This window comes from Devosia sp. P2_G7, assembly GCF_056403495.1.
Genome location: NZ_JBFUFI010000018.1, coordinates 1 through 21,810, shown reverse-complemented (window position 1 = coordinate 21,810; position 21,810 = coordinate 1). Strand labels below are relative to the sequence as shown.

The window sequence follows — 21,810 nt, the reverse complement described above, 5'->3', positions numbered from 1 at the left end:
CCTAGCTCACTCGGCCCGCGAGCGCGGCATCGAAACGCTGCCAGATCGGGTTCATGTCGATCACCGATCGGGTTCGGCGTGCCTCATCCATCGTGAGCGCCAGCAGCCCCGCCTCCAGCGCGTCGACCACCGAGACCGGCAGCGGGGTGCCCTCGAGTATGTGCGTCGTGATGTCGGTCGCCATCTGCTCGTCGGCGCCGTAATGCACCGACAGGTCAGTCCCGGTGTACGTCTTGTCGACCAGCTTGCTGGACGTCCGCGAGTCGTGGACCTTGAAGAAGTTGCGCACGAAATCGCCCTCGGCCATGCCCTTGGCGCCCATCACCGCAAAGCGGCGGAAGTCGTCGGGAACGCTGAGATTTGTGTGGAAGGCGAGCGACGAGCCGTTCTCGTATTCTACGATGGCGGTCTGGAAATCGATGATATCGCCGTCGCTGTCGAACACCTTGTCGGTGCCCATCCAGCCGCTCGGCTTGCGATAGTAGACCTCGAGGTCGTTGATCCCCGTTGCCTGCGGTGCGTTCTTCGGGATGAACGTCTTGCGCCCGCCGAAGCTCGAGACATAGCGCGGACGGCAGCCCATCACGCCATTGTAGAGATCGAGGTCGTGGCAGCATTTCTCGAGCATGAAGCTACCCGAATAGTGCTCGTAGCGGCGCCAGTCGCGCATGAAGAAGGCGCCGTGATAGGGCGGAATGTGCTCCGACGCCTCGATCGAGACGATATCGCCCAGAAGCCCATCGGCCTGCGCCTTGCGCAGATCGACATAGAGTGGCGCATAGCGCAGCACCAGCCCGACCATCACCTGGTCCTTGTCATGGGCGGCAATCAGGCGCGCCAGCGCCAGGGTATCGTCGACAGTCGCCACGACCGGCTTCTCGGTGAAGATCTTCAGCCCGCGCTCGAGCCCGATGCGGATATGGTCGAGATGCATGTGGTTGGGCGATCCGACCATCAGCAGGTCGAGCGTCTCGCCCTCCAGCATCTCTTCGAGCGAGGCGTACGACTTGCCGACCGGAACGCCGTGCTCCTCGGTGTAGGGCAGCCCTGCCGGCTGGGGGTCGACATAGCCGACCACGGAAAAATCGGGATGCTGCGCGGAGAACACCCGCGCCAGGTATGCCAGCCGATAGCCCAGGCCAACAATTCCAACCCTCATTACCCGCCCCTGCCCCCAGGTTGGCCGCTCAACGTTGAACGGCTGTAAACTATTTACATCGTGACCAGATCAGCGGCCACATGTCAACACGGTGACGTAGCGATTTCAATACCAATCTAGACCGCGCACATATTCCATGATTCGCTGCAATTTGCTCGATTTCGGCCTATTTTGCCTTGGAATTGGGCAGAACGTTTGTTCCATGCTACCTGCGGTACGTACCCGGTCCTGGGGAATTGGTATCCAGTTGGACTTGCCTATTGACAGACGTCAAGCAAGTCGCCGATGAAAATCAATGACATCCGGCAGATCACCCGGATGACCTCCGGGAGCGTCTGAGCCCAATGGCACGCCTAACCCCACAGCGCCTGACCATGCTCGTGTTCTTCCTGCAGCCGATTGCCTTCGGCAGTTGGCTGCCGCGCATACCCGATGTGCAGCAGGCGCTGGGCCTCGGCCCCGCCGGCCTTGCAATGGTGCTGCTTGGGCTGCCGGCCGGCACTCTGCTGACCCTGCCGTTTGCCGGCCCGCTGGTCGGCCGCATCGGGGCCAGGGCTGCGATCATGTTCGGCTTTGCGCTCTACGCCATTGCCGTGAGCCTGCCCGGATTTGCGCCGAACCCCGTGCTGCTGTTTGTCACGCTGATGCTCTGCGGCTCGACCATCTCGTTCGTCGAACTCGGGCTCAATGTCGAAGCCGATAAGGTCGAGAAGGCGACGGGCCGCCTGATCATGAGCAAGGCGCACGGCTTCTGGTCGCTCGGCATCATGACCGGCAGCGTCATCGGCTCCGCGCTTGCCGCCGCGGGTATCGAGGCGCGCTGGGCCATCCTGTCGGTCGCCGTCGCAACGTTCGTGGTCGGTCCGCTGGCCGGCCGGCTCGTGCCAGATTTCGGCCCCGATGCGACCGCCACCCCATCAGCCCCCGGCACGCGACGGCTCACCGGGTCCCGCCTGCCGGGCTGGGCCTTGCTCGGCGTGTGTTTCTTCGTCTTCGGCGTGACCATGACCGAGGGCGCCATGGCCGACTGGTCCGCCGTGTTCTTGCGCGAAGTGCTGGGTGTCGGCGGCGAGGCCGGTATCGGCTACTCGGTCTTCGCCCTCTTCGTCGCGACCGGCCGGTTCGGTGGCGACTGGGCGAAGTCGAGGCTTGGCGCCGCAACCCTGGCCCGCGGCAGCGTGGTTCTCGCCTTGCTCGGGATCGTCATCCTCACCCTCGCGCCCGGCCTGCCGGTCGCCCTTCTCGGCTTCGCCGTCGTCGGCCTCGGCGCCTCCGTAGCGTTCCCCTTGGCGGTGACCGCCGCCGCGGACCTCGACCCCGCCCGCTCATCCACCAACGTGGCGACGCTCTCCTTCATCGCGCTGCTCGGCTTCCTTGTCGGTCCGCCGCTGATCGGCTTCATCGGCCAGCATGTCGACCTGCGCGTCGGCATCGCCGCGCTGTTGCCGATCCTCGCAGTGAGCCTCGTGCTCTCCGGACGCCTCAGCCGCACCACCACCGCGCCCACGGCCATCGCACAGGGAGAGGCCTGATGCGCATCGTCGTTGGAGGGATCCACACCGAGTGCAGCACCTACAACCCGGTGCTCGTCCATGAGGCGGAGTTCCGCATCCTCCGAGGACAGGCCCTCACCGACGATGCATACTTCGCCTTCCTCAAGGACTATGACGCCGACTTTGTCCCAACGCTCCACGCCCGGGCCATCGCCGGCGGCCCGGTCGAGCGACAGACCTACGAAGCGTTCAAGGCGGAAATCCTCGCCGGCATCGCCGCGGCCGGCGCCCTCGACGGCGTCTATCTCGCCATGCATGGCGCGATGTTCGTCGAGGGCATGGAGGACGCCGAGGGCGACTTCATCACCGCCGTTCGCGCGCTGGTTGGCCCCGATGTCCCGATCGCCGCGAGCTACGATCTCCACGGCAACGTCAGCCAGCGCATCATCGACGCACTCGACATCTTCTCCACCTACCGCACGGCGCCGCACATCGACGTCGAGGAGACAATGCGCCGTGCAGTTGCCATGCTGGTGCGCAGCCTCACCACCGGCGAAAGACCCTTCATCGTCTGGGCCCCCGTGCCCGTCGTCCTCCCGGGCGAGCGGACCAGCACCGAGGACGAGCCCGCGAGAAGCCTCTACGCCGGGCTCCCCGCCATCGAAGCCGAGGCCGGCATCTGGGACGCTTCGCTGATGGTCGGCTACGTCTGGGCCGACGAACCGCGCGCCACCGCAGCTGCGATCATGACCGGCACCGACCTGCCGGCGCTTCGCCGGGCCGCCGAGGCGCTCGCGGGCGAGTACTGGAACGCGCGCGAAAAGTTCGTCTTCGGAACCCGCACCGGCACCATCCAGGAATGCGTCACCCTCGCCATCGCGTCGGAGACCAGTCCGGCGATGATCGCAGAATCGGGCGACAACCCGACCGGCGGTGGCGTCGGCGATCGGGCCGACGTGCTCGCCGAATTGCTGCACCAGGGCGCCCAAGGCGCCATCTTCGCCGGCATCGCCGACCGGATGGCTACCGAACTCGCCTATGCGGCGGGCGTCGGCTCCCACCTGTCGCTCAGCATTGGAGGCAGCCTCGACCCCGCCAGCCACCCGGTACAGCTGCAAGCCGACGTGATCTTCCTGCTCGACGCGCGCGAGCCGCGCTTGCGCGAGGCCGTACTCCGCATCGACGGCGTCGATCTGGTAGTCACCGCTCGGCGCCGTCCGTTCCACAACATCGCCGACTTCACCCGTCTCGGGCTCGATCCCCGCGCGGCGAAGATCGTCGTGGTCAAGTCGGGCTATCTCTCGCCGGAACTGGCGCCCATCGCCAATCCAAGCCTGATGGCCCTGTCGCCGGGTGTCGTCGACCAGTTCGTCGAGCGCCTGCCGCGGCTGCGCAAGGCCCGCAAGACCTACCCATTCGATACCAATTTCGACTGGTCGCCGCTGGCGGTTCCATCGGCAAGAAAAGGAAGCGTTTGATGGCTGTGCTGGTCGAGATCGCGGTCGAAGGGGCCGATGGGCTGGTTGCGGCGCAGAACGGCGGCGCCGACCGGGTTGAACTCTGTGCCAGCCTCATCGAAGGCGGGCTAACGCCCAGCATGGGCATGGTTCGGGCCGCCCAGCAGGTGGCGACGATCCCGTTTTTCGTGATGGTCCGGCCGCGCGGCGGGGACTTTCTCTATTCGGAGATCGAGTTCGAGGCGATCCTCGCCGACATAGCCGAACTGAAGCAAATGGGCGTCGCCGGCGTCGTCATCGGCTTCCTCACCGCCGAGGGCACCATCGACGAGGTCCGCACCCGTAAGGCGGTCGAACTGGCGCGACCGATGCAGGTCACCCACCACCGTGCTTTCGACATGACGCGCGATTGCGAGGAAGCGATCGAAGCCCTAGTGCGTTGCGGGGTCGACAGGGTTCTCACCAGCGGCCAGCACAAGTCCGCGCTCGACGGCATCGTAACCCTGGCCCGCACAGTGAAGGCAGCACGTGGCCGCATCCTCGTGATGGCCTGCGGCGGGCTGAACCGCACCAACATCGCCGAGGTTCACCAGCGGACCCGCGCCGATGAGTTGCACTTCGCGGCTCCACGGGTGGTCGACAGCTCCATGCGCTTCCGCAATCCGGGCGTCAGCATGGGACGCTCGGCCACCGATCGCGAGTTCACGCTCACGGTGACCGACGAAGCATCGGTGTCGGCGACGATCACCTCGTTGCGCCAGCACCACGCCTTGTCCGATCCGGCCGCACCCTAACGCTCAATTGCTGCAGTGTTGACGCAGGTCCCCGGCTCGCGACCGGTCTCACCGGCCGGTGAGAGACGGCGAAGCCATCCGCATCGGGCAAATCGAGAGAAAGCACAGCGCCATGTCGTGACACGACCGGATCGGGCCTGCTATGCTATTCAGACAAGCGCGGCTGTTATCGTCGACCGAGGTCTTAGCCAGGATCTGACAAGCCGTGCTGAATTCATTGGATCGTCAGGACTTTTTTGCCGGGCGCGTTCGCCGCGCAGCGGCCGGCCTTGGGCTCGCCCTTGCCTTGTCGTTGCTGGCCAGCCCCACCTTCGCAGCGGCCGCCTGGATCACTGCCAAGGTCACCGGCACGGTGATCCTGTTCCAGCAGGGGCAATGGGCAGAGCTGCCGGTTGGCTCCGATGTCCTGGCCGATACGCCAGTACGCACCTTGCAGAGCGGACGGGTCGAACTGACCAGCGAGGAGGTCACGCTCAGCCTCGGGCCAGACACCGCCGTACAGATCGAGCAGTCCACAGGCCACCTGACGAGGGTCACTCAGTTCGCCGGCACGGTTGCTGTCGATGCCCGGCTCGGGCCTGGTGAGACGATGCTGCTGCAAACCGCCAGCATGACGATAGAAATGGGACCGGGACAGTCGCGCCTGACGGTCTTCGGAGATGAGGGAGAAGTTGTGGTCACCATCGGCGTTGCGATCGTCTCGGACAACGCCACCGGCGCCAGGCAGACCGTGGCGGCGGGCGATGAGGTAACGCTCACCGAGGTCGTCGGTAAGCCGGCGGGCAACAGCGCAAACAGCCACGCCGGCGGCAACGGAGGTGGAAATGCCGGTGGCAACGCGAACGGAGGCGGAAATGCCGGTGGCGGAAACAGCAATGGCGGCGGCAATGGTGGTGGTAACGGCGGTGGCAACGGGGGAGACAATGGCGGTGGCAACGAAAACGAAAACGGAAACGGCAAGAACAAATGACGGTTGACGCCCCTCAGGCACCGACCTCGTCTCCGATGCGGATCGCCTTCGTTGACGATCACCCCACTCTGCTCACGGGCATCGCGGCCCTGTTTTCGGCAGATGGCGGCTTCTCCGTTGTGGGTACGGAGTCGTCTGCCGACGGTGCCGTCGAGGTCGCGCGGCTGATGCAGCCTGATCTCATGACCCTCGATCTGAGCATGCCGGGCGACGTCTATGCGGCGATCCGCACGATCGGCGAACTGTCACCAGCGACCAAGATGATCATCTTCACCGCCTACGCGGACGTCGATCTGGCGCTTCAGGCGCTCGACGCCGGGGCTCATGCATTTGTGCTCAAGGGCCGTCCGTCGGAGGATCTGTTCGCGGCTATTGAAACAGTGACCAAGGGGGGATTGTTCGTATCGCCCGACTTCTCGCCCAAGCTGATTGCTGGATTTCGCAATCGCACCCGGCGCGAGGACGAGCGCTCCGCTGCCAAGCTCAGCCCGCGGGAGCAGCAACTGGTGCAGTGCCTGCTGGAGGCCAAGAGCAACAAGGAAATCGCCCGGACGCTCAACCTGACCGAGAAGACGGTCAAACACTATATGACCAACCTGATGTACAAGCTGAAGGTGAAGAGCCGCCTCGAAGTCGTCCTGGCCGTGCAGCGACTGCGGGCGCCCTATGAACTGGAAATGCCGCTCCAGAACGACGACGCCTGAGGCTTGCCCGCGTCGATCGGTATCCTGGCGTCGATCCGGGCGTGCTCCCCTTCGAAATCCGCCGCGAGACTCCCGCCCTGGGACTCGACGCGAAACCGCATCGCCCGAAGCCCCAGTTGGTCGACCGAAGAGGCAGCAGGATCCTTCCCCGAGGATCGATTGGTCACCTCGATGCGCAACCAGCCATTGGACGAACTGACGCGAACCTGCTGGTCCACACCGCCACCATGGCGGTACGCGTTGTTGAGCGCCTGCTGTATGACGCGATAGGCGCATACCTTGGCTGTGATCGACGCCGTGATATCGGGAACATCGACGCTAGTGACAACCGCAGTGCCGGTCAGGTCTTCGTGACGCTTCGCGGCGAGGGCAATGGTTTCCGCCACGCCCAGCTTCGCCAACTCGGGCAACACCAGCCCCGCCGATATACCGCGGAGTTCCTCCAGCGCCTCCCGCGCCAACTCGGCAGCGGCCCCCGTAAGAGCACTCGGATCAGCTCGTGTCAGCCGCAGGATCAGCAGCGTCAGAAGCTGCACCGGTCCGTCGTGGATATCGGACCCGACCTGCGCAAGCACATGTTCGTTGGCGAGGCTCGCCTCCACGCGAAGCCTCTCGGAGGCGGCCTGCAGGACCATGTTCTCGTCCAGCAGGCTCCGTGTCTGCCTGAGGTTGGCCGCCAGCCGCTGGCGTTGCTGGGTGATGATGTCGCCGGTGACCTGCACGAGGAGCGCTAGTGTTCCCACCGCAACGAAACCAATCGACGCGACAATGATCCAGACGTCCGACCGCGCCTGCGCCTGCAGTTCTCGAACGGCTCGCGCGCTGAAGTAGAGCTCGGCGACGCCGAACACCTCAGCCGTCTCGTCCCGCCGCAACGGGGTATAGATCTTCAGCACCGGCAGGGTCGAACGGGGGAGCGCACCCAGCGACTGCAGCGGCACGTCAATCACCCGCACAGTCAGCACCCCAAGCGCGGCCGCTGCCAAATCCTGTGTCGAGGGGACGTCATCAAGGTCGCCCAATGACTCGAAAAGGATCTCCCCTGCCGGGTTGCGCACCCGGATCTGTATCAGCCGCGTAGCATCGGCGCTGTTGCCCACGGCAAACGCGGCCTCGAGTGCAGTACGGCGGTCTGGCGCCTGGGTAACTCCGTCAAGACTGCGAGAAATCAGCGCTTCGATGCTCGCGGCAGCCGTGCCGCCGATTCCCTTGGTGATGCTCTCGCTGACATAGTTGCTGGTCCAATTCCCCAGGATCAGCATCGCGGCCACCACGACGCACAGCGCGATGAGAAAGAAACGCTGGGACAGCGAAATGCGACGGCCCAGGCGTGAAAGGTGAGCGCGAATACTCTGGGGCATCGATGCCGCTAAGGGTGCCTCGCCATTGGCCGGGTCGCCCGTCATCGCGGTCAGCGCTTGATGATCATCATGGTCGCAGGCACACCCGGATAGCGCTGGATCGCAGGACCGGCGATGGGCTCCTCGGGATCAACCGAAACGTGCGCAACATAGCGGGGCACCTGCCTGCGATCGTGCCACGTATGATCGACGTGATCGGCTGCTTGCACAAGGTGAAATGCGCTCAGTTCGCGTCCCTGGTGTCGGCGATGTCGCAGCCCGTGGATGGTCAGGCGACGACCCACGTGAACCTGACACGATCCCCTCCGTCCGATCGCGGCCCGGGACTGTCGGCTCTGACCTCTCCACTCTCGGTGAGGCGCAGGAAGCGATTGGTCACCAGCGACATCAGGATGAGTTCGCCTGTCGGCGTCTCCATCCATTGGAAAGTCTCGGCAAGTCCCGCCCGACCGTCAGCGAGACGGACGCTGCCCTCGGCATCGACGCTCAGGTGGCCGCCGCCGTGGCCCAGCGCGGCACGACCGAGGCCCAGGTCGACCACGACCAGCGGGCTTGGAGCGCCCATACGAACCGCACCGGCCTCGATTGCGATCCCCCGGTCGGAGCCGTGGCCCGTAACGATGATCGTCTCGCCGAACGGGATTGGCCGCATCAATCCTCTCGGGTGCGGTTCGTCGATTTCGATGCTGTCGAAATCGGCATAACCGCCGGGCCGCTCGGCGTTGTAGGCAAAGAGCGCGTAGCGGATGCCCTGGAAGGTCTTGAGCTGGAACACCATCACTACCGGCTCGCCCAGCGCCTCGAACCGCACCCCATCCCGCGACCAGCTGAGCCGCGCCGTCTCAGTCAGGAAATCGCACTCGGCGCGTAGCCAGACTATCGGCCCGTCGGTCGCCGCTACGATCGTCCCGCCCGTCTGTTGATCGAACATCCCGATCCGCCAGCCTTCGTCACTGCGCCTGAGCCCGACCCAGCGATACGGCAGGCCGAGCAGCGCCAACCCCGCCACGTCCCCCTGCTCCAGACCGCTGCCATCGAGCTTGGTGGTCGCTACGGAAATCGGTCCGACAGCCCGCTGCGTCAGCGAATTGCGCGCGTCCCAGAGCGAACTGGCCGCCAGCGTGTGGAGCCGCAGGTGACCGGGCCTCTCGGCCAGCGACCATTTCTCCGCCACCGGAACATGGTTCCACTGCCAGATCGGCTGCAACGCCGGACCATCGAAATCGTCGCTGCGCTCGAACAGCGCTTTCGGTTGCTGCGGGCGGCGGGTCTTCGGCTTTACCGAGGTGCGCGGCGTCCGGCCGAGATTGCCGGGCAGCCCGAAATACGGCCAGCCGTCGCGCCAGGTCACCGGCGACAGGCAGGTCAGGCGGCCCAGCGAGTTGTAGTCCATCATCGACCAACCCCACCACTCGCCCGCAGCGGTGTCGACAATGCCGCCCTGATGCAGCGACATACGCCCTTCCGACGCGGGGTTGGGCGGGATCAGCTCGAATGGCGGTGTGGCGGTGAACGGCAGGCCGCCACCGCGCAGCCGATAGCCTTCGACAAGCCCGAAATCCTCGTGCTCGCTGAGCGATGGGTTGATCTCCCACGGCCCGAAGACATGGTCGGCGCGGGCTCCAGGCATCCGCATGCTGCCGCTGAACCAGGCGCTGGTGAGGAAGTACCTGCCGTCGATTTTGTAGAAATGCACCCCCTCGCCCATGTCGGAGTCGGCGCCGGTGATCTCGGTCTCGGTGCCGGGGACCAGGTCGGTCAGGTCCGGCGTCAGTTGCGCCAGCCGCAGGTTGCGGTAGCCCCAGACGACATAGGCTCGTCCATGGCCGTCGAACAGCACCGAGAGATCGTGCAGCGACTGCTGCATCTCCCGCCGCGTCCACGGGCCAGCCGGATCGGTGGCGGTGAATATCTGGGTGCGGCGCTTGTTGACGTTCGAGAAGATGTAGAACGTGCCGTCGTGATAACGAAAGCACGGCGCCCAGATGCCCTGACCGTAGATCTCCCCACCCTCGAGCCGGAATTCAGGCCCAAGCTCGAGCGTGTCGAAGACGTAAGTCACCAGCTCCCAGTTGACGAGGTCCGCCGATTTGAGGATCGGCAGTCCCGGCATGGCGTGCATGGTGGTGCCGGTCATGTAGAAATCCTCGCCGACCCGGATGATGTCCGGATCCGAGAACTCCTCGTAGAACAGCGGGTTGGTGAACGTGCCGTCGCCGTTGTCGGCGGTCCAGGTCCTGCCTGACACAGTCAAATCCCTGCTGGTAGTGGCGGCGCGCTACGCCCCATCGTAGACCCGCACCAGCCGCCCGTCAGGCCGGCTCTGGAGGTGCCCAGGCTTGCTCACCAGCGTGTTGGCGAGCTTCACCATGCCCGGATCGGTCGCGAGCTTGCCGGCGCCGGCATCCTCGGTCGAGAGCACCGATGCCTTGAGCAGCCGCGAATACGGATGCTCCGGATTGTCCAGCACAGTCCGCGCATCGCCCATTTCCACGATCCGTCCCCGCTGCATGATGATCAGCCGGTTGGAGATGTAGTAGGCGGTTGCGAGGTCGTGGGTGATGTAGATGACCGAGACGCCGAAATCGTCGCGCAGCGCCTTGAGCAGGTTGACGATGCTCATGCGAAGGCTGGCGTCCACCATCGACACCGGCTCGTCCGCCACCAGCAGCGGCGGATTTGGGATCAGCGCCCGGGCGATAGCGGCGCGCTGCAACTGGCCCCCGCTCATCTCGTGCGGGAAGCGGCCTTTCACCTCGGCAAGGCTGAGCCCCACCTTCTGCAAGGCCTCGTCCATGGCCCGGTCGAGCCCAGCGCGGTCACTGAGTTTCAGGAAGCGCCGCGCGGTCGACTCGAGGTAGCGGTCGATCCGCTTCAGCGGATTGAACGCCTCGAACGGGTTCTGGAACACCGGCTGCACATTGGCCATGAATTCCAGCCGCTCGCGCCTGCCAACCCGGTGGCTCACCGTCTTGCCCCGAAAGCTGATCTCGCCGGTTGACGGCAGTTCCAGCCCGAGGATCATGCGCGCGAGCGTCGTCTTGCCGGAGCCGCTCTCGCCGATGATGGTGAAGATCTCCGGCTTTTCGGCGCTCAGCGACAGGCTCGCATCCTCGACGGCGCGGACGACCTTGCGCGACAGCAGCCCACCCATGGTGAACTGCTTGCTGACATTGCTGACTTCGAGCAGCGTGCTCATGCCATCACCTCGTGCGCGACGTGCGGTTTGACCAGCGGCTCCACGTCGGCCGAGCGCCAGCAGGCCGTCCGGTGATCGGGCCCCACCGTCTCGAGCGGCGGCACCTCGGTCTTGCAGATGTCGATGGCCAGCGGGCAGCGCGGGTGGAAACGGCAGCCCTTCGGCGGGTCGGCGAGGTTGGGCGGCCGCCCCTCCAGCGCCGGGCGCTGCGTGGTGTCGCCGATGCGCGGCAGGCTCGCCACCAGGTGCGCCGTATAGGGGTGCTTGGGGGCAAAGAACATCTGCCGCGTCGGGCCTTCCTCGACGAGGCGGCCGGCATAGATGATGCCGACGCGGTCGGCCATGTTGGCGTGGACGCTCATGTCGTGGGTGACGAACACCACCGAGGAGCCCATCTCCTTCTGGATGTCGCGGATGAGGCTCAGCACCTCCTTTTGCACCACCACGTCGAGCGCCGTGGTCGGCTCGTCGGCGATGATGAACTCGGGATGGCACACCGTCGCAAGCCCGATGGTGACGCGCTGCCGCATGCCGCCCGATAGCTCGTGCGGATAGGCATTGAGCACGTCAGCCGGCAGCTTCAGCCGTTCGAGATGACCGATGACGCGCTGGCGGAACGGCTCGCCGGTCAGCCCCAGCGGCCGGCTGGCGAAATCGTGGAAGGTCTTGCCGATGCGGCGCACCGGGTTCAGCACGCTCATCGAGCCCTGCATGATGTAGCTCAGGTGGCTCCACCGTATCGCCTCGATGTCGGCATCGGTGGCGGTCGCGATGTCCACCGGCTTGCCCTTGAAGTCGTATTTGACCGAGCCGGAGACGATCCGCATCGGCGGCCGGATCGCCGCCGCGAGCACCTTGATGAAGCTGGTCTTGCCCGACGAGCTCTCGCCGGCGATGCCGTAGACCTCGTTCTTCTTGACCGTCATGGTGATGTCGTCGACGGCCCGCACTTCGCGCTGCACGCCGAAATAGTTCATTTGGTAGTAGGCCTTGAGGCCGTCGACCTTGAGAATATCCTCTGCCATGGCCTTAGGCTCCCATGCGGCGCAGGCGGCTGCGCGGGTCTATGTATTCGTTCATCGAGACGGCCAGCAGGAACAGGCCGAGGAAGGTCATGACGATCAGGACGACCGGGATGACGATCCACCACCAGACACCCACCACCATCGCCGAGTGGCTGTTGGCCCAGTAGAGCACCGTGCCGATGGTGGGGTTGTTGATGTTGGTAAAGCCGAGCACGGCGAGCGTCACCTCGAGGCCGATCGACCACAGCATGTTGTTCATGAAGGTCGAAAAGACGATCGGCATCACATAGGGCAGATGCTCTTCGAGCAGGATCTTCGGCGTGCTCATCCCCGCGAATACCGCGTGGCGGGTGAACTCGCGATGCTTCAGCCCCAGCGCCACCGAGCGGATCAGGCGGGCGTCGAACGGCCAGCCGAAGCAGGCCATGATCAGCGCCAGCGTGAAGCTGTCGAGGTTGTTGCGCAGCACGAAATAGAACAGCACGAGGACCGGAAAGATCGGCACGGCGACGAAGATGTCGTTGACGAACATCAGCACCCGATCGACCCAACCCCCGACATAGCCCGCGAGCAGCCCGACCGCGATCGAGATGAAGCGGCTCAGCACCGCCACGGTGATGCCGAAGATGAGGCTGTTCCTCAGCGCCGCGCTCAGTTGCCAGAACATGTCCTGGCCACGCGAATTCGTGCCGAACCAGAACTGAGCCGAGGGCGGCTGGTCCGGGATGGTCATGTAGATCAGCGAAGGATCGACAGGCGAGAAGAAGCTCAACGCCGCATAGATCACCACCACCCCCACGAGGATGATGCCGATAGTGAACTCGATATTGTAGCGGATGAGATCGCGGAGAACGGCAAACATGGCTGATTACTCCGCCCGTACGCGTGGGTCGAGCAGCGGATAAAGCAGATCGACAACGAAGATCGCGAGCGCCACGGCAGTGACCGACACCGTCGAAACCGCCAGCACCAGCGAGTAGTCACCGGCATTCACCGCATCGATCAGCAGTGAGCCGAGCCCCGGGTAGTTGAACACCTGCTCGGTGATCACCGTACCCGAGAACACGCCACCAAGCGTCATCGCCAGGGCGGTCAACTGCGGCACCAGCGCGTTGCGGATGACATAGCCGCCGACGATGGTCCGGCGATCGACACCGGCCAGTTCGGCATAGGTCACGTAGTCCTCCGTGACGACATTGGAGACGAGCGCCCGCATCCCGAGGAACCAACCGCCGAAGCCGACCAGCACGAGCGACAGGGCCGGCAGGATCGCATGCTGGAAGACCGAGCCGACGAAGCGCCAGTTCCAGCCCGGCGTCACGTCCATGGCGAAGCCGCCGGAGATCGGCAGCACCGGCCAGATGAAGCCGAAGATGATGAGGAGGATGAAGGCGACGATGTAGTACGGGATCGGCTGGAAGCCCATGGCGATGATGCCGAAGGCCTTGAAGAACTTGTTGTTCTGCATGTAGCCGGCGAGCCCGCCCAACAGGTTGCCGACCGCGAAGGTGATCAATATCGCGACCACCAGCAGACCGACGGTCCACGGCATTGCCCGCATTACCAGCTCCATCGCCGGCGTCGGAAAGGCGAGCAGCGACGGCCCGAGGTCGCCCCGGAACAGCCGCAGCCAGAAATTGACGTACTGGGTGATGATCGGCTCGTTGACGCCGTAGAGCTCGGTCAGCGCCGCGCGCATGGCTTCGATGGCGTCAGGAGCGAAATTGGATCTGGCCGTCATGCGGCCGAGGGCGGCTTCTACCGGACTGATCGGTGACAGGTGCGTCACCAGGAACGTGGCGGAAACGCCGAAGAATACTACTGCCAGCAGTTGCAACGCGCGTTTGCCGACAAACCAGAGATACCCTTGCATACGGCCTCCTCAACCGGTCTGCCGAACTACGATGTGCGCCGAAATCATGCGCGGCGTCTCCCACCGGCCGGTGGCCGGCGGAGAAGCGTGAGGGGCGCGAGACTGGTACGCCCCTCGGAGCGACCCGGCTTGCGCCGGGCCACCCGGGAGGGGATCAGCCGGCCACCGGCGAGATCTGCGTGAAGATGTACTTGCCGTTCGACCAGTTGGTCACCGGGTTCGCATACGGCTTCTCGGCGTTCGGCCAACCGGTCCAGAAGCGGTTCGATTGGATCGAGAACACGTTGTAGGACATGATCGGAATGTTCGGCATCTCGTCGAGATGCAGCTTCACGAACTCATGGCCGTACTCGATGCCCTTGGCGTCGTTGAAGTCGATGCCGCGGATCTTCTCGATGATCGCATCGAGCCGCTCATCCTTCCAACGCATCCAGTTGCGGGCCGGCTGCAGTTTGCCCGGCTCGGCAACGAACGACGAGTGGTAGCTGTCGAGGAAGAAGCTGAGGTCGGGGTGACCGCCCCAGGTTTCCACCGCCCAGGCGATATTGCACTCGTAGTTGCCCGCAGCCTGGCGATCCCAGCTGTCGGTCGCGATTTCGGCCGAAGCCTGAACCCCGTTCTGCGCCCAGGTCTGCGCGACGATGACGCCGAGACGCCCGATCACGCCTTCCTGCGGCACCATCACGGAGAAGGCGAACGGCTGGCCGTCCGGCTGAATCCACTGGTTGCCGTTCTTGGTGAAGCCGGCCGCGGTGAGCAGTTCGCCCGCCGCCGCAATATCCTGCTTCCACCAGCCATAACCGAACGACTTCTTGATCGCTTCCTCGTCGGTCGGCACCTGCTCGCCGAACTGCGGCCGGACCATGTCGGCGATCTGCTTGCCGATGGTGGGGTCGTACGGCTTGATCTTCCGCGTGCCGGTGTCGAGCTCGTAGTTGATCAGGTAGTCCTGCAGCGGCCCGTGATAGTCGCGCGGGTGCGTGCCGGTCGGTGGGATCGAGATCGCCGAGAGTGTCGCCGCGCCACGATAGGACGCCATCGACATCGCCCGTGCATCGAGCATCAATGCCAGGGCCCAGCGCACGCGCTTGTCCTGGAACTTCGGATTCTGCAGGTTGAAGATCATCATCGGCAGGGTCGGATCGGGATGGGCATACGGGAAGCCCGGGAACCAGCCCTGAGTCTGCGTGTCTTCCTTGATGATCGAGAACGTGCCTTCCGGCGACAGGTCGTGGATCATGTCGAGATTGCCGTTACGCATCTCGATCAGGCGATTGTCCGTCGAAATGTTGTTCCGGTAGATGATGAACTTCGGCTTGGGCTCGCCGACCAGTGCGATAGTGGTCTTGTCCCAGTCCGCCCGCTTTTCCCAGATGTACCAGGTGCCGTTCGGATCGAACGAGTGCAGCGTATAGGGCCCGAGGCTCACCGGCGGATTGTTGTCGAAGGTGAGGATGTCATCGACCTTCTCGAACACGTGCTTGGGCATGATCCAGGCAGCGTTCCAGCGGACCGAGAACACGGCGTGGAAGCGCGAGTTCGGCGCCTTGAGCTTGAAATGGACGGTGTACTTGTCGGGGGCGGTGACCTCGGCGACCTGCGTCGAGAATGCGCCGCTCCAGGTGAGGCCAGGCGTGCTGGCCTGCTTCTCAACGGTGAACACCACGTCGTCAGCGGTGAACTCGACGCCGTCGCTCCACATCATGCCCTGGCGGAGCTTGACGGTCATTTCCGAGAAGTCGGCGTTGTACTGCCACGGACCATCGGCGAGCGAATAGTAGATGGCGTTTTCGCTCTTTTCCGGGATGCCCGCATCGGGGTCGATGAACCACAGCGTATCCATCGTCAGCTGATGCAGACCGTTGGACCAGCCGCCGCCGCCATTCACCCAGATATTGAACCAGCTCGGATTGCGGATCACGCCTTCCGGGTTGTGCACGATCACCGTCTCGTTGCGCGGAAACTGCGCCAGATCGGGTGCGGTGCCTTCGGCGGCTTCCTGCCCAAGGGCAAGGCCGTTAGCGGCCACCATCAGCGTACCCGCTGCAGTGCCCAGCATGAAACTACGTCTATCCATGAATACCTCCCTTGTCGGAAACGCCTCCCGCGCTCCGTTCGAAAATGCCCTCCAGCACTTTCGCGGGGCATCGTATTCGGGAGACCTACGTTGTCAACGCATTTTTCTGATGTAGATCAGAACTTGCGATATGCTCGGCACGAGCTTCCAGAAAGGTGCGGTACGCACCTCCTTTCGCGGCCCGCCTGCCGGCTCCATCCTGTGGAAATGCAGTCGCAGGCAAACAACGCCGAGGAAAAACGCCGAATGGGCGCCTTCACCCCTTCGTTCTGCAGAGGCTGCCTCTCTAATACCGCGTTTCATCACGCATGACGATATCCTGATCGCGCGCAGTCCGCGTGTCCGGTTGTATATCGGTGATACAGATACAGTAAGGATGTGGATCAGCCCTGACCCTATGACGCGCCAGCGGCCGCTGGCGCCATAGGCGCCGGCAGCCGCACACCGGCGGCGTTGGGGTAACCGTACGGACGTCAGCCGCTCAGCGGGTCAGAGGCGCCGACCGCTCGCCGCATCGAACAGGTGGATGTTCTCGGGCGAAATCTCGAGCGTGAGGGTGTCGCCGGGCTTTTCCGTCACCCGGCTGGTCTGGACGAGCGTCAGTTCGTCATTGGGCGAGGAAATGAACGTCATGGACCCCGTAGACTCGATGGTGCCGACGGTCATCTTGATGCCGGCGGGGTTCGCGGAGGCGTGCAGGTGCTCGGGGCGCATCCCGGCAGTGACCTGGCGCCCGGGTTCCATCGCCGAGGCGATGGCGACACGCTGTCCCCCCAGGCTGACGAGCTCGATGGAGCGGCCATCCGCCCCGACCACGGCATCGACGAAGTTCATCGCCGGCGAGCCGATGAAGCCAGCGACGAACCGGTTGGCCGGGCGATCGTAGAGCTCGAGCGGCGCGCCCTGCTGCTCGATCACCCCGTCGCGCATCACCACGACATGGTCGGCCATGGTCATGGCCTCGATCTGGTCGTGCGTGACGTAGACCGAGGTGGCGCCGAGCCGGTCGTGGAGCGCCCGGATTTCCTTGCGCATCTGGACGCGCAGCGCCGCGTCGAGATTGCTCAGCGGCTCGTCGAACAGGAAGGCCTTGGGGTGCCGGATGATGGCGCGGCCCATCGCGACGCGCTGACGCTGCCCCCCCGACAGCTGCCGCGGGAAACGTCCCAGCAGAGCCGAAAGCCCCGTGGTGGTGGCCACCTCGGCCGCCTTCGCCTGCCCCTCCGCCTTGCTGGCGCCGCGCAGGCGCAGCGAATAGGTGAGGTTTTCCTCGACGTTCATGTGCGGGTAGAGCGCGTAGGACTGGAACACCATCGCCACGTCGCGCTTGCGCGGCGGGACGCCGTTCATGGTCTCGCCGGCGATCTTCAGCGTGCCGCCGCTGATGCTTTCCAGCCCCGCGATCGAGCGCAACAGGGTCGACTTGCCGCAGCCGGAGGGTCCGACCAGAGCGACGAACGCGCCCTTGTCGATGGTCAGGTCGATACCCCTAAGGGCGTGGAAGGCACCGTAGTGCTTGTCGATGCCCTGCATCTCGATCTGGGCGGTCATTTGAGGGCTCCCGAGGTAAGGCCGGCGACGATGCGCCGCTGGAGGAGAACGAACACGGCGAGGATCGGCGTCACGTAGATCGCGGCAAAGGCCATGATCGAATTCCAGTCGCGGGCGTTCGGTCCGACGAAGCCGGAGAGGCCGACACTAGCTGGCTGCAGGGCCGTGTCCTGGATGATCGACTTCGAATAGATGTACTCGCCGAACGCCGACATGAAAGTGAGGATGGCGCAGACCAGGATGCCGTTGCGCGCCAGCGGCAGGACGATGGTGAAGAATGCCCCGAAGCGCGAGTTGCCATCGACCAGCGCCGCCTCCTCGAGCTCACGGGGCACCGACATGAAGGTGGCACGCACGAGGACGACGAAGAACGGCATCGCCTTGGCCGCGGAGGCGAGCACCACCGCGGTGCGGGGCAGCGACAGCAGCCCCAGCTGGTTGAAGCCGACGAACAGCGGCGTGATCATCACCGAGGCGGGCAGCACCTGCAGCATCAGGATGGAGAACAGCCCGATGTCGATCCAGATATTGCGGTAGCGCGCCAGCACATAGGCACAGCCGGTACCAAGGATCACCGTGATAGCCGTGACGCCGGCCGCGATCACCGTCGAGTTCCACAGGAACGTCGCCATGGTGCGACGCTGCCACACCGCCGGGTAGACGCTGAAATCCGCGGCAGTCGGCCAGAACGTCGGTGGGTTGGCGAAGATCTCGGAGCCGGTCTTGAGGCTCGTCACATACATCCAGTAGAGGGGGAACAGGTAGATCGCGGCCATCGCAAGGGCGAGTGCGAGCAGCAGCCATTTGGTCCAACCGTTGGTCATCCGCGCACCTCATGACGGGTGGAGCGCACGTAGACGATGGATGCGACCAGCACGAGCAGGAACATCATCACCGAGATCGTTGCGCCACGCGCGAAATCGTAAAGCTTGAAGCTCATCTGCCAGGCCCAGTATTGCGCCACCGTGGAAGAATTGGACGGCCCCCCCTCGGTGATGGCCGGGAACAGGTCGAACTGCTGCAGGGTGCCGATGAGGCCGAGCGACAGCACGGCGCCGATGGTCGGGCGCATCATCGGCAGCGTGATGGTCCAGAAGCGCTGAAAGGCGTTGGCGCCATCAAGTTCGGCGGCTTCGTAGAGGTCGCGCGGAATGCCGGCGAGACCCACTGAGAGCAGCAGCATGTTGAAGGCGAGGCCAAGCCAGATATTGGCGATGATCACCGCCCAGAGCGACCAGTCGGGCGACGACTTCCAGAAGATGTTCGTATCGATGATGCCGATGGACTTCAGGATGGCGTTGAGCACGCCGAAATCGCCGGCGAGAATCCAGCTCCAGATGGCACCGACGACGAGGCCAGGCATCACCCAGGACACAAGGAACAGCCCGCGGATGGTCGCGGCGCCAGGGAATTTCTGCGCGAAGAAGATGGCGAGGGCGAAGCCGAACAGGAACTGTCCGGTGATCGAGCCGACGACGAATACCAGTGTGTTGCGGGTCACCAGCCAGAACTCGGGCTGCGAGACCACGGCGATGTAGTTGTCGAAGCCGGCGAAGGGCCGGATCAGCGCCCCCAGGGTGAACATATCCACCTGCTGGAAGCTCATCAGCACGTTGTAGACGAGCGGCAAGCCGGCGAGCACAAGCAGAAACAGCATTGCCGCGCCGACGAGGAGAATATCGAACCCCACGCCGTCGCGAAGTCCGCTCAGGATGCCCCACCCTTGCCGGCGCCGCGCGCCTCCCGCATCAGCGATCGTCTCGCTACTCATCGCCCAATCCTCATCTTGCTCGACTCCCGGGAAAATGACTGCCCAGCGCGAAAGCCGGGCAGTCCAGTTGGGAGGAGGGATTTAGCCGCCGACGATGCCGGTGATCGTCGCCTGGGCCTGATCGAGCGCGTCCTTGGCCGACATCTGGCCAGTCATTGCTGCCTGGAACGCGTCATAGATGGCCTTGGAGATCTTCTGCCACTCGGGGTGCGGACCGCGCGGCTGCGCGTATTTCAGCTGGTCGAGGAACACGGCCAGTGCCTCGTCCTTCTTGGCGTCGCCGGTCGGCGGCAGCGGGATGTCGCTGCGGGCCGGGATGTTGGCGAACTCGGGGAAGAGCCGCGCTTCCTGTGTGGTGAAGTACTCGATGGCGCGGAAGGCTTCATCGGGGTGCTTGGTGGTCGAGAAGATCGCCCAGTTGAAATCGCCCATGGCTGACGAGCGGGCGCCGCCATCGGTCTCGGTCGGCAGTAGAGCCACACCCCAGTCGAACTTGGCGTCGGTCGACATGCGGTTGATTTCCCACGGACCAGAGATGGCCATGGCCGCGTTGCCCGAGTTGAAGGTACCCGTGGAGTCCCACTGGCCCTGGCTCAGCACGTCCTGCGACGCGAGCTTCTCGTCGAGCAGTGTCTTCCAGATTTCGAGTGCCTTCACGGCGCCGGGGACGTTGACCTGCGTGAAGCTGCCGCCGGCCATCTGGATCCACGGCAGGAACTGGAACGTGCCCTCTTCGCCCGCACGAGCGGACCAGCTGATGCCGTAGACGTTGTTGGCGGGATCGTTGAGCTTGCGCGCATCTTCGAGCAGTTCGTCCCAGGTCTTGGGGGCCTCGGCAATGCCGGCCTTCTTGAACAGGTCGCGGTTGTAGAACAGCGCAATCGTGTTGGTGGCCTTGGGCACGCCGTACTGTTTGCCGTCCCACATGGTCGAAGCGAGCGGACCGGCGAAGTAGTTCTCGTCCTTGATTACCGTCGATGCCTTGACGCGATCGGTGATGTCGAGGAACGCCCCACGCGAGGAGAACAGCGCGAAGTCGGGATTGTCGACCGCGATGATGTCGGGGGCCTGGCCGGTGGCAAAGGCACGCAGCGACTCGTTCACCAGATCGTCGAACGGCACCGTGCGGTATTCGACGGTGATGTCGTCGTTGGCCTCGTCGAATTCCTTGCTGAAGGTATCAGCGATGCCGGGGCCGTTGGCACCATCGATGCCCCAGATCTTCAGCGTCACGGTCTCGGCCATGGCCGGCAAGGCGAAGGTGGAGACACCGGCCATGGCCAGCGCGCCGATAAGGGCTAGTCTGCGAGTCGTCATAGTATCCTCCCATGATGCGGATCGTTTCCGCGGAGCGAGGGATCTCCGCCCTCGTATTGGGCGGTGACGTCGACGAAATCGCCGCCGCGGCTATGCTTGAGATAGTTGAGCGCCCTGACCTGTCCGGTCATTTCGAGCGCGTCGCGATAGACCGGGTCATGCCAGCCTTCGATGTCGATCGAGCCGGTCCAGCCGGCGAGCCGCAGCTCGGAGATGATGTCGGTCCAGTTGCTGTCGCCGAACCCCGGCGTCCGCATGAACACGAACTTCTCCTTGCCGAAGATGCCGTGCTCCTTGATCACCTCCCAGCGGACGGTGGCGTCCTTGCCGTGCACGTGGAAGATCTTGTTCGCCCACTTGCGGACCTGCGGCAGCGGGTCGATCAGGTAGACCAGCTGGTGGCAGGGCTCCCACTCGAGCCCGATATTGTCGTCCGGGGTCTCGTTGAACATCAGCTCCCAGGCATCGGGAGTGTGGGCGATGTTCCAGTCGCCGGTCTGCCAGTTGCCATCCATGGCGCAGTTCTCGAAGGCGATCTTCACGCCCTTGTCGGCGGCACGCTTGGCGAGGTCCGACCAAACTTCCTTGTAGCGCGGCAGGCTGTCGGTCAGCGGCTTGCCGCGCACCCGGCCGGTGAAGCCGGCAACGCAGGTGGCGCCGAAATGGTGGGCGTTGTCGATGCAGTCTTTCCAGCCCTGCAGCGTCTGGCGATCCATCTCCTGGTCTTCGAGCGGGTTGCCGAACATGCCGAGGGTCGAGATGGTGATGTCGCGATTGCCGATGGCATCGAGGCTGCGCTTGCCCAGTTCGGCCAGGTCCTGGCCATTGGTGGTCTGCCAGAAGAACGGCTCAAAACTCTCGAAGCCGAGGTCGGCGATCTCGGCGATGCGATTGGCGGCGTGGCCCGCCGAAGCGGAGATCATGGTGCCGATGCGGATGGCCTTTGCGGGGTCGGTCAATTCAGTATCCTCAGGCTGCAATGGCGACGCGCTGGCGCGTCTTGGCGCTCTCAATCGCTCCGAACACCATGGCGAGGCTGTTGATGTTGTCGATGTTGTC

18 protein-coding genes are annotated in these 21,810 nt (G+C 64.4%); 5 read left to right on the top strand and 13 right to left on the bottom strand.

The window, feature by feature from the left end:
* Window position 1: 1 nt before the first annotated feature.
* Window positions 2–1,159, bottom strand: coding sequence for a Gfo/Idh/MocA family protein (locus AC1DWU_RS21790; protein WP_477152114.1), 1,158 nt, complete (start codon window positions 1,157–1,159; stop codon window positions 2–4).
* A 344-nt stretch (window positions 1,160–1,503) separates the two neighbouring features.
* Between AC1DWU_RS21790 and AC1DWU_RS21785 the strand changes: the two genes are divergently transcribed.
* The 5 genes from AC1DWU_RS21785 to AC1DWU_RS21765 all read left to right on the top strand — a co-directional run bounded on the left by AC1DWU_RS21785 (window position 1,504) and on the right by AC1DWU_RS21765 (window position 6,577).
* The gene (locus AC1DWU_RS21785) at window positions 1,504–2,691 is read left to right on the top strand and encodes an MFS transporter (protein WP_477152113.1); all 1,188 of its coding nucleotides are present in this window, start codon (window positions 1,504–1,506) and stop codon (window positions 2,689–2,691) included.
* Window positions 2,691–4,130, top strand: a complete 1,440-nt coding sequence (locus AC1DWU_RS21780; RefSeq protein ID WP_477152112.1) for a M81 family metallopeptidase — start codon at window positions 2,691–2,693, stop codon at window positions 4,128–4,130. Before AC1DWU_RS21785 ends, AC1DWU_RS21780 begins: the two co-directional genes overlap by 1 nt.
* On the top strand, window positions 4,130–4,903 hold the full coding sequence (locus AC1DWU_RS21775) for a copper homeostasis protein CutC (protein ID WP_477152111.1): 774 nt from the start codon (window positions 4,130–4,132) through the stop codon (window positions 4,901–4,903). The genes AC1DWU_RS21780 and AC1DWU_RS21775 overlap by 1 nt, the downstream gene beginning before the upstream one ends.
* Before the next feature lie 205 nt (window positions 4,904–5,108).
* On the top strand, window positions 5,109–5,873 hold the full coding sequence (locus AC1DWU_RS21770; RefSeq protein ID WP_477152110.1) for a FecR family protein: 765 nt from the start codon (window positions 5,109–5,111) through the stop codon (window positions 5,871–5,873).
* Window positions 5,870–6,577, top strand: coding sequence for a response regulator (locus AC1DWU_RS21765; RefSeq protein ID WP_477152109.1), 708 nt, complete (start codon window positions 5,870–5,872; stop codon window positions 6,575–6,577). The genes AC1DWU_RS21770 and AC1DWU_RS21765 overlap by 4 nt, the downstream gene beginning before the upstream one ends.
* Here AC1DWU_RS21765 and AC1DWU_RS21760 read toward each other — a convergent pair.
* The 12 genes from AC1DWU_RS21760 to AC1DWU_RS21705 all read right to left on the bottom strand — a co-directional run bounded on the left by AC1DWU_RS21760 (window position 6,538) and on the right by AC1DWU_RS21705 (window position 21,710).
* The gene (locus AC1DWU_RS21760; RefSeq protein WP_477152108.1) at window positions 6,538–7,983 is read right to left on the bottom strand and encodes a sensor histidine kinase; all 1,446 of its coding nucleotides are present in this window, start codon (window positions 7,981–7,983) and stop codon (window positions 6,538–6,540) included. The genes AC1DWU_RS21765 and AC1DWU_RS21760 overlap by 40 nt on opposite strands.
* Window positions 7,984–8,206: 223 nt before the next feature.
* Entirely contained in the window at window positions 8,207–10,186 is a 1,980-nt protein-coding gene (locus tag AC1DWU_RS21755) for a glycoside hydrolase family 43 protein (RefSeq protein WP_477152107.1), read from the bottom strand.
* 30 nt (window positions 10,187–10,216) lie between these two features.
* Entirely contained in the window at window positions 10,217–11,137 is a 921-nt protein-coding gene (locus tag AC1DWU_RS21750; RefSeq protein WP_477152106.1) for an ABC transporter ATP-binding protein, read from the bottom strand.
* On the bottom strand, window positions 11,134–12,162 hold the full coding sequence (locus tag AC1DWU_RS21745; RefSeq protein ID WP_477152105.1) for an ABC transporter ATP-binding protein: 1,029 nt from the start codon (window positions 12,160–12,162) through the stop codon (window positions 11,134–11,136). Before AC1DWU_RS21745 ends, AC1DWU_RS21750 begins: the two co-directional genes overlap by 4 nt.
* A 4-nt stretch (window positions 12,163–12,166) precedes the next feature.
* Window positions 12,167–13,024, bottom strand: coding sequence for an ABC transporter permease (locus tag AC1DWU_RS21740; RefSeq protein ID WP_477152104.1), 858 nt, complete (start codon window positions 13,022–13,024; stop codon window positions 12,167–12,169).
* A 6-nt stretch (window positions 13,025–13,030) separates the two neighbouring features.
* Window positions 13,031–14,035, bottom strand: a complete 1,005-nt coding sequence (locus tag AC1DWU_RS21735) for an ABC transporter permease (protein WP_477152103.1) — start codon at window positions 14,033–14,035, stop codon at window positions 13,031–13,033.
* A 154-nt stretch (window positions 14,036–14,189) separates the two neighbouring features.
* Complete coding sequence (locus AC1DWU_RS21730; protein ID WP_477152148.1) at window positions 14,190–16,067, bottom strand: ABC transporter substrate-binding protein; 1,878 nt, start codon at window positions 16,065–16,067, stop codon at window positions 14,190–14,192.
* A gap of 534 nt (window positions 16,068–16,601) precedes the next feature.
* Window positions 16,602–17,663 (bottom strand): ABC transporter ATP-binding protein, encoded by a 1,062-nt coding sequence (locus AC1DWU_RS21725; RefSeq protein ID WP_477152102.1) that lies wholly within the window; start codon window positions 17,661–17,663, stop codon window positions 16,602–16,604.
* On the bottom strand, window positions 17,660–18,487 hold the full coding sequence (locus tag AC1DWU_RS21720; RefSeq protein ID WP_477152101.1) for a carbohydrate ABC transporter permease: 828 nt from the start codon (window positions 18,485–18,487) through the stop codon (window positions 17,660–17,662). The genes AC1DWU_RS21725 and AC1DWU_RS21720 overlap by 4 nt, the downstream gene beginning before the upstream one ends.
* Window positions 18,484–19,434 carry a carbohydrate ABC transporter permease gene (locus tag AC1DWU_RS21715; protein ID WP_477152100.1) on the bottom strand — a complete coding sequence of 317 codons (951 nt, stop codon included), beginning with the start codon at window positions 19,432–19,434 and terminating at the stop codon, window positions 18,484–18,486. Before AC1DWU_RS21715 ends, AC1DWU_RS21720 begins: the two co-directional genes overlap by 4 nt.
* A gap of 81 nt (window positions 19,435–19,515) precedes the next feature.
* The gene (locus tag AC1DWU_RS21710) at window positions 19,516–20,751 is read right to left on the bottom strand and encodes an ABC transporter substrate-binding protein (protein ID WP_477152099.1); all 1,236 of its coding nucleotides are present in this window, start codon (window positions 20,749–20,751) and stop codon (window positions 19,516–19,518) included.
* Window positions 20,748–21,710, bottom strand: coding sequence for a sugar phosphate isomerase/epimerase family protein (locus AC1DWU_RS21705; protein ID WP_477152098.1), 963 nt, complete (start codon window positions 21,708–21,710; stop codon window positions 20,748–20,750). The genes AC1DWU_RS21710 and AC1DWU_RS21705 overlap by 4 nt, the downstream gene beginning before the upstream one ends.
* Window positions 21,711–21,810 lie beyond the last annotated feature (100 nt).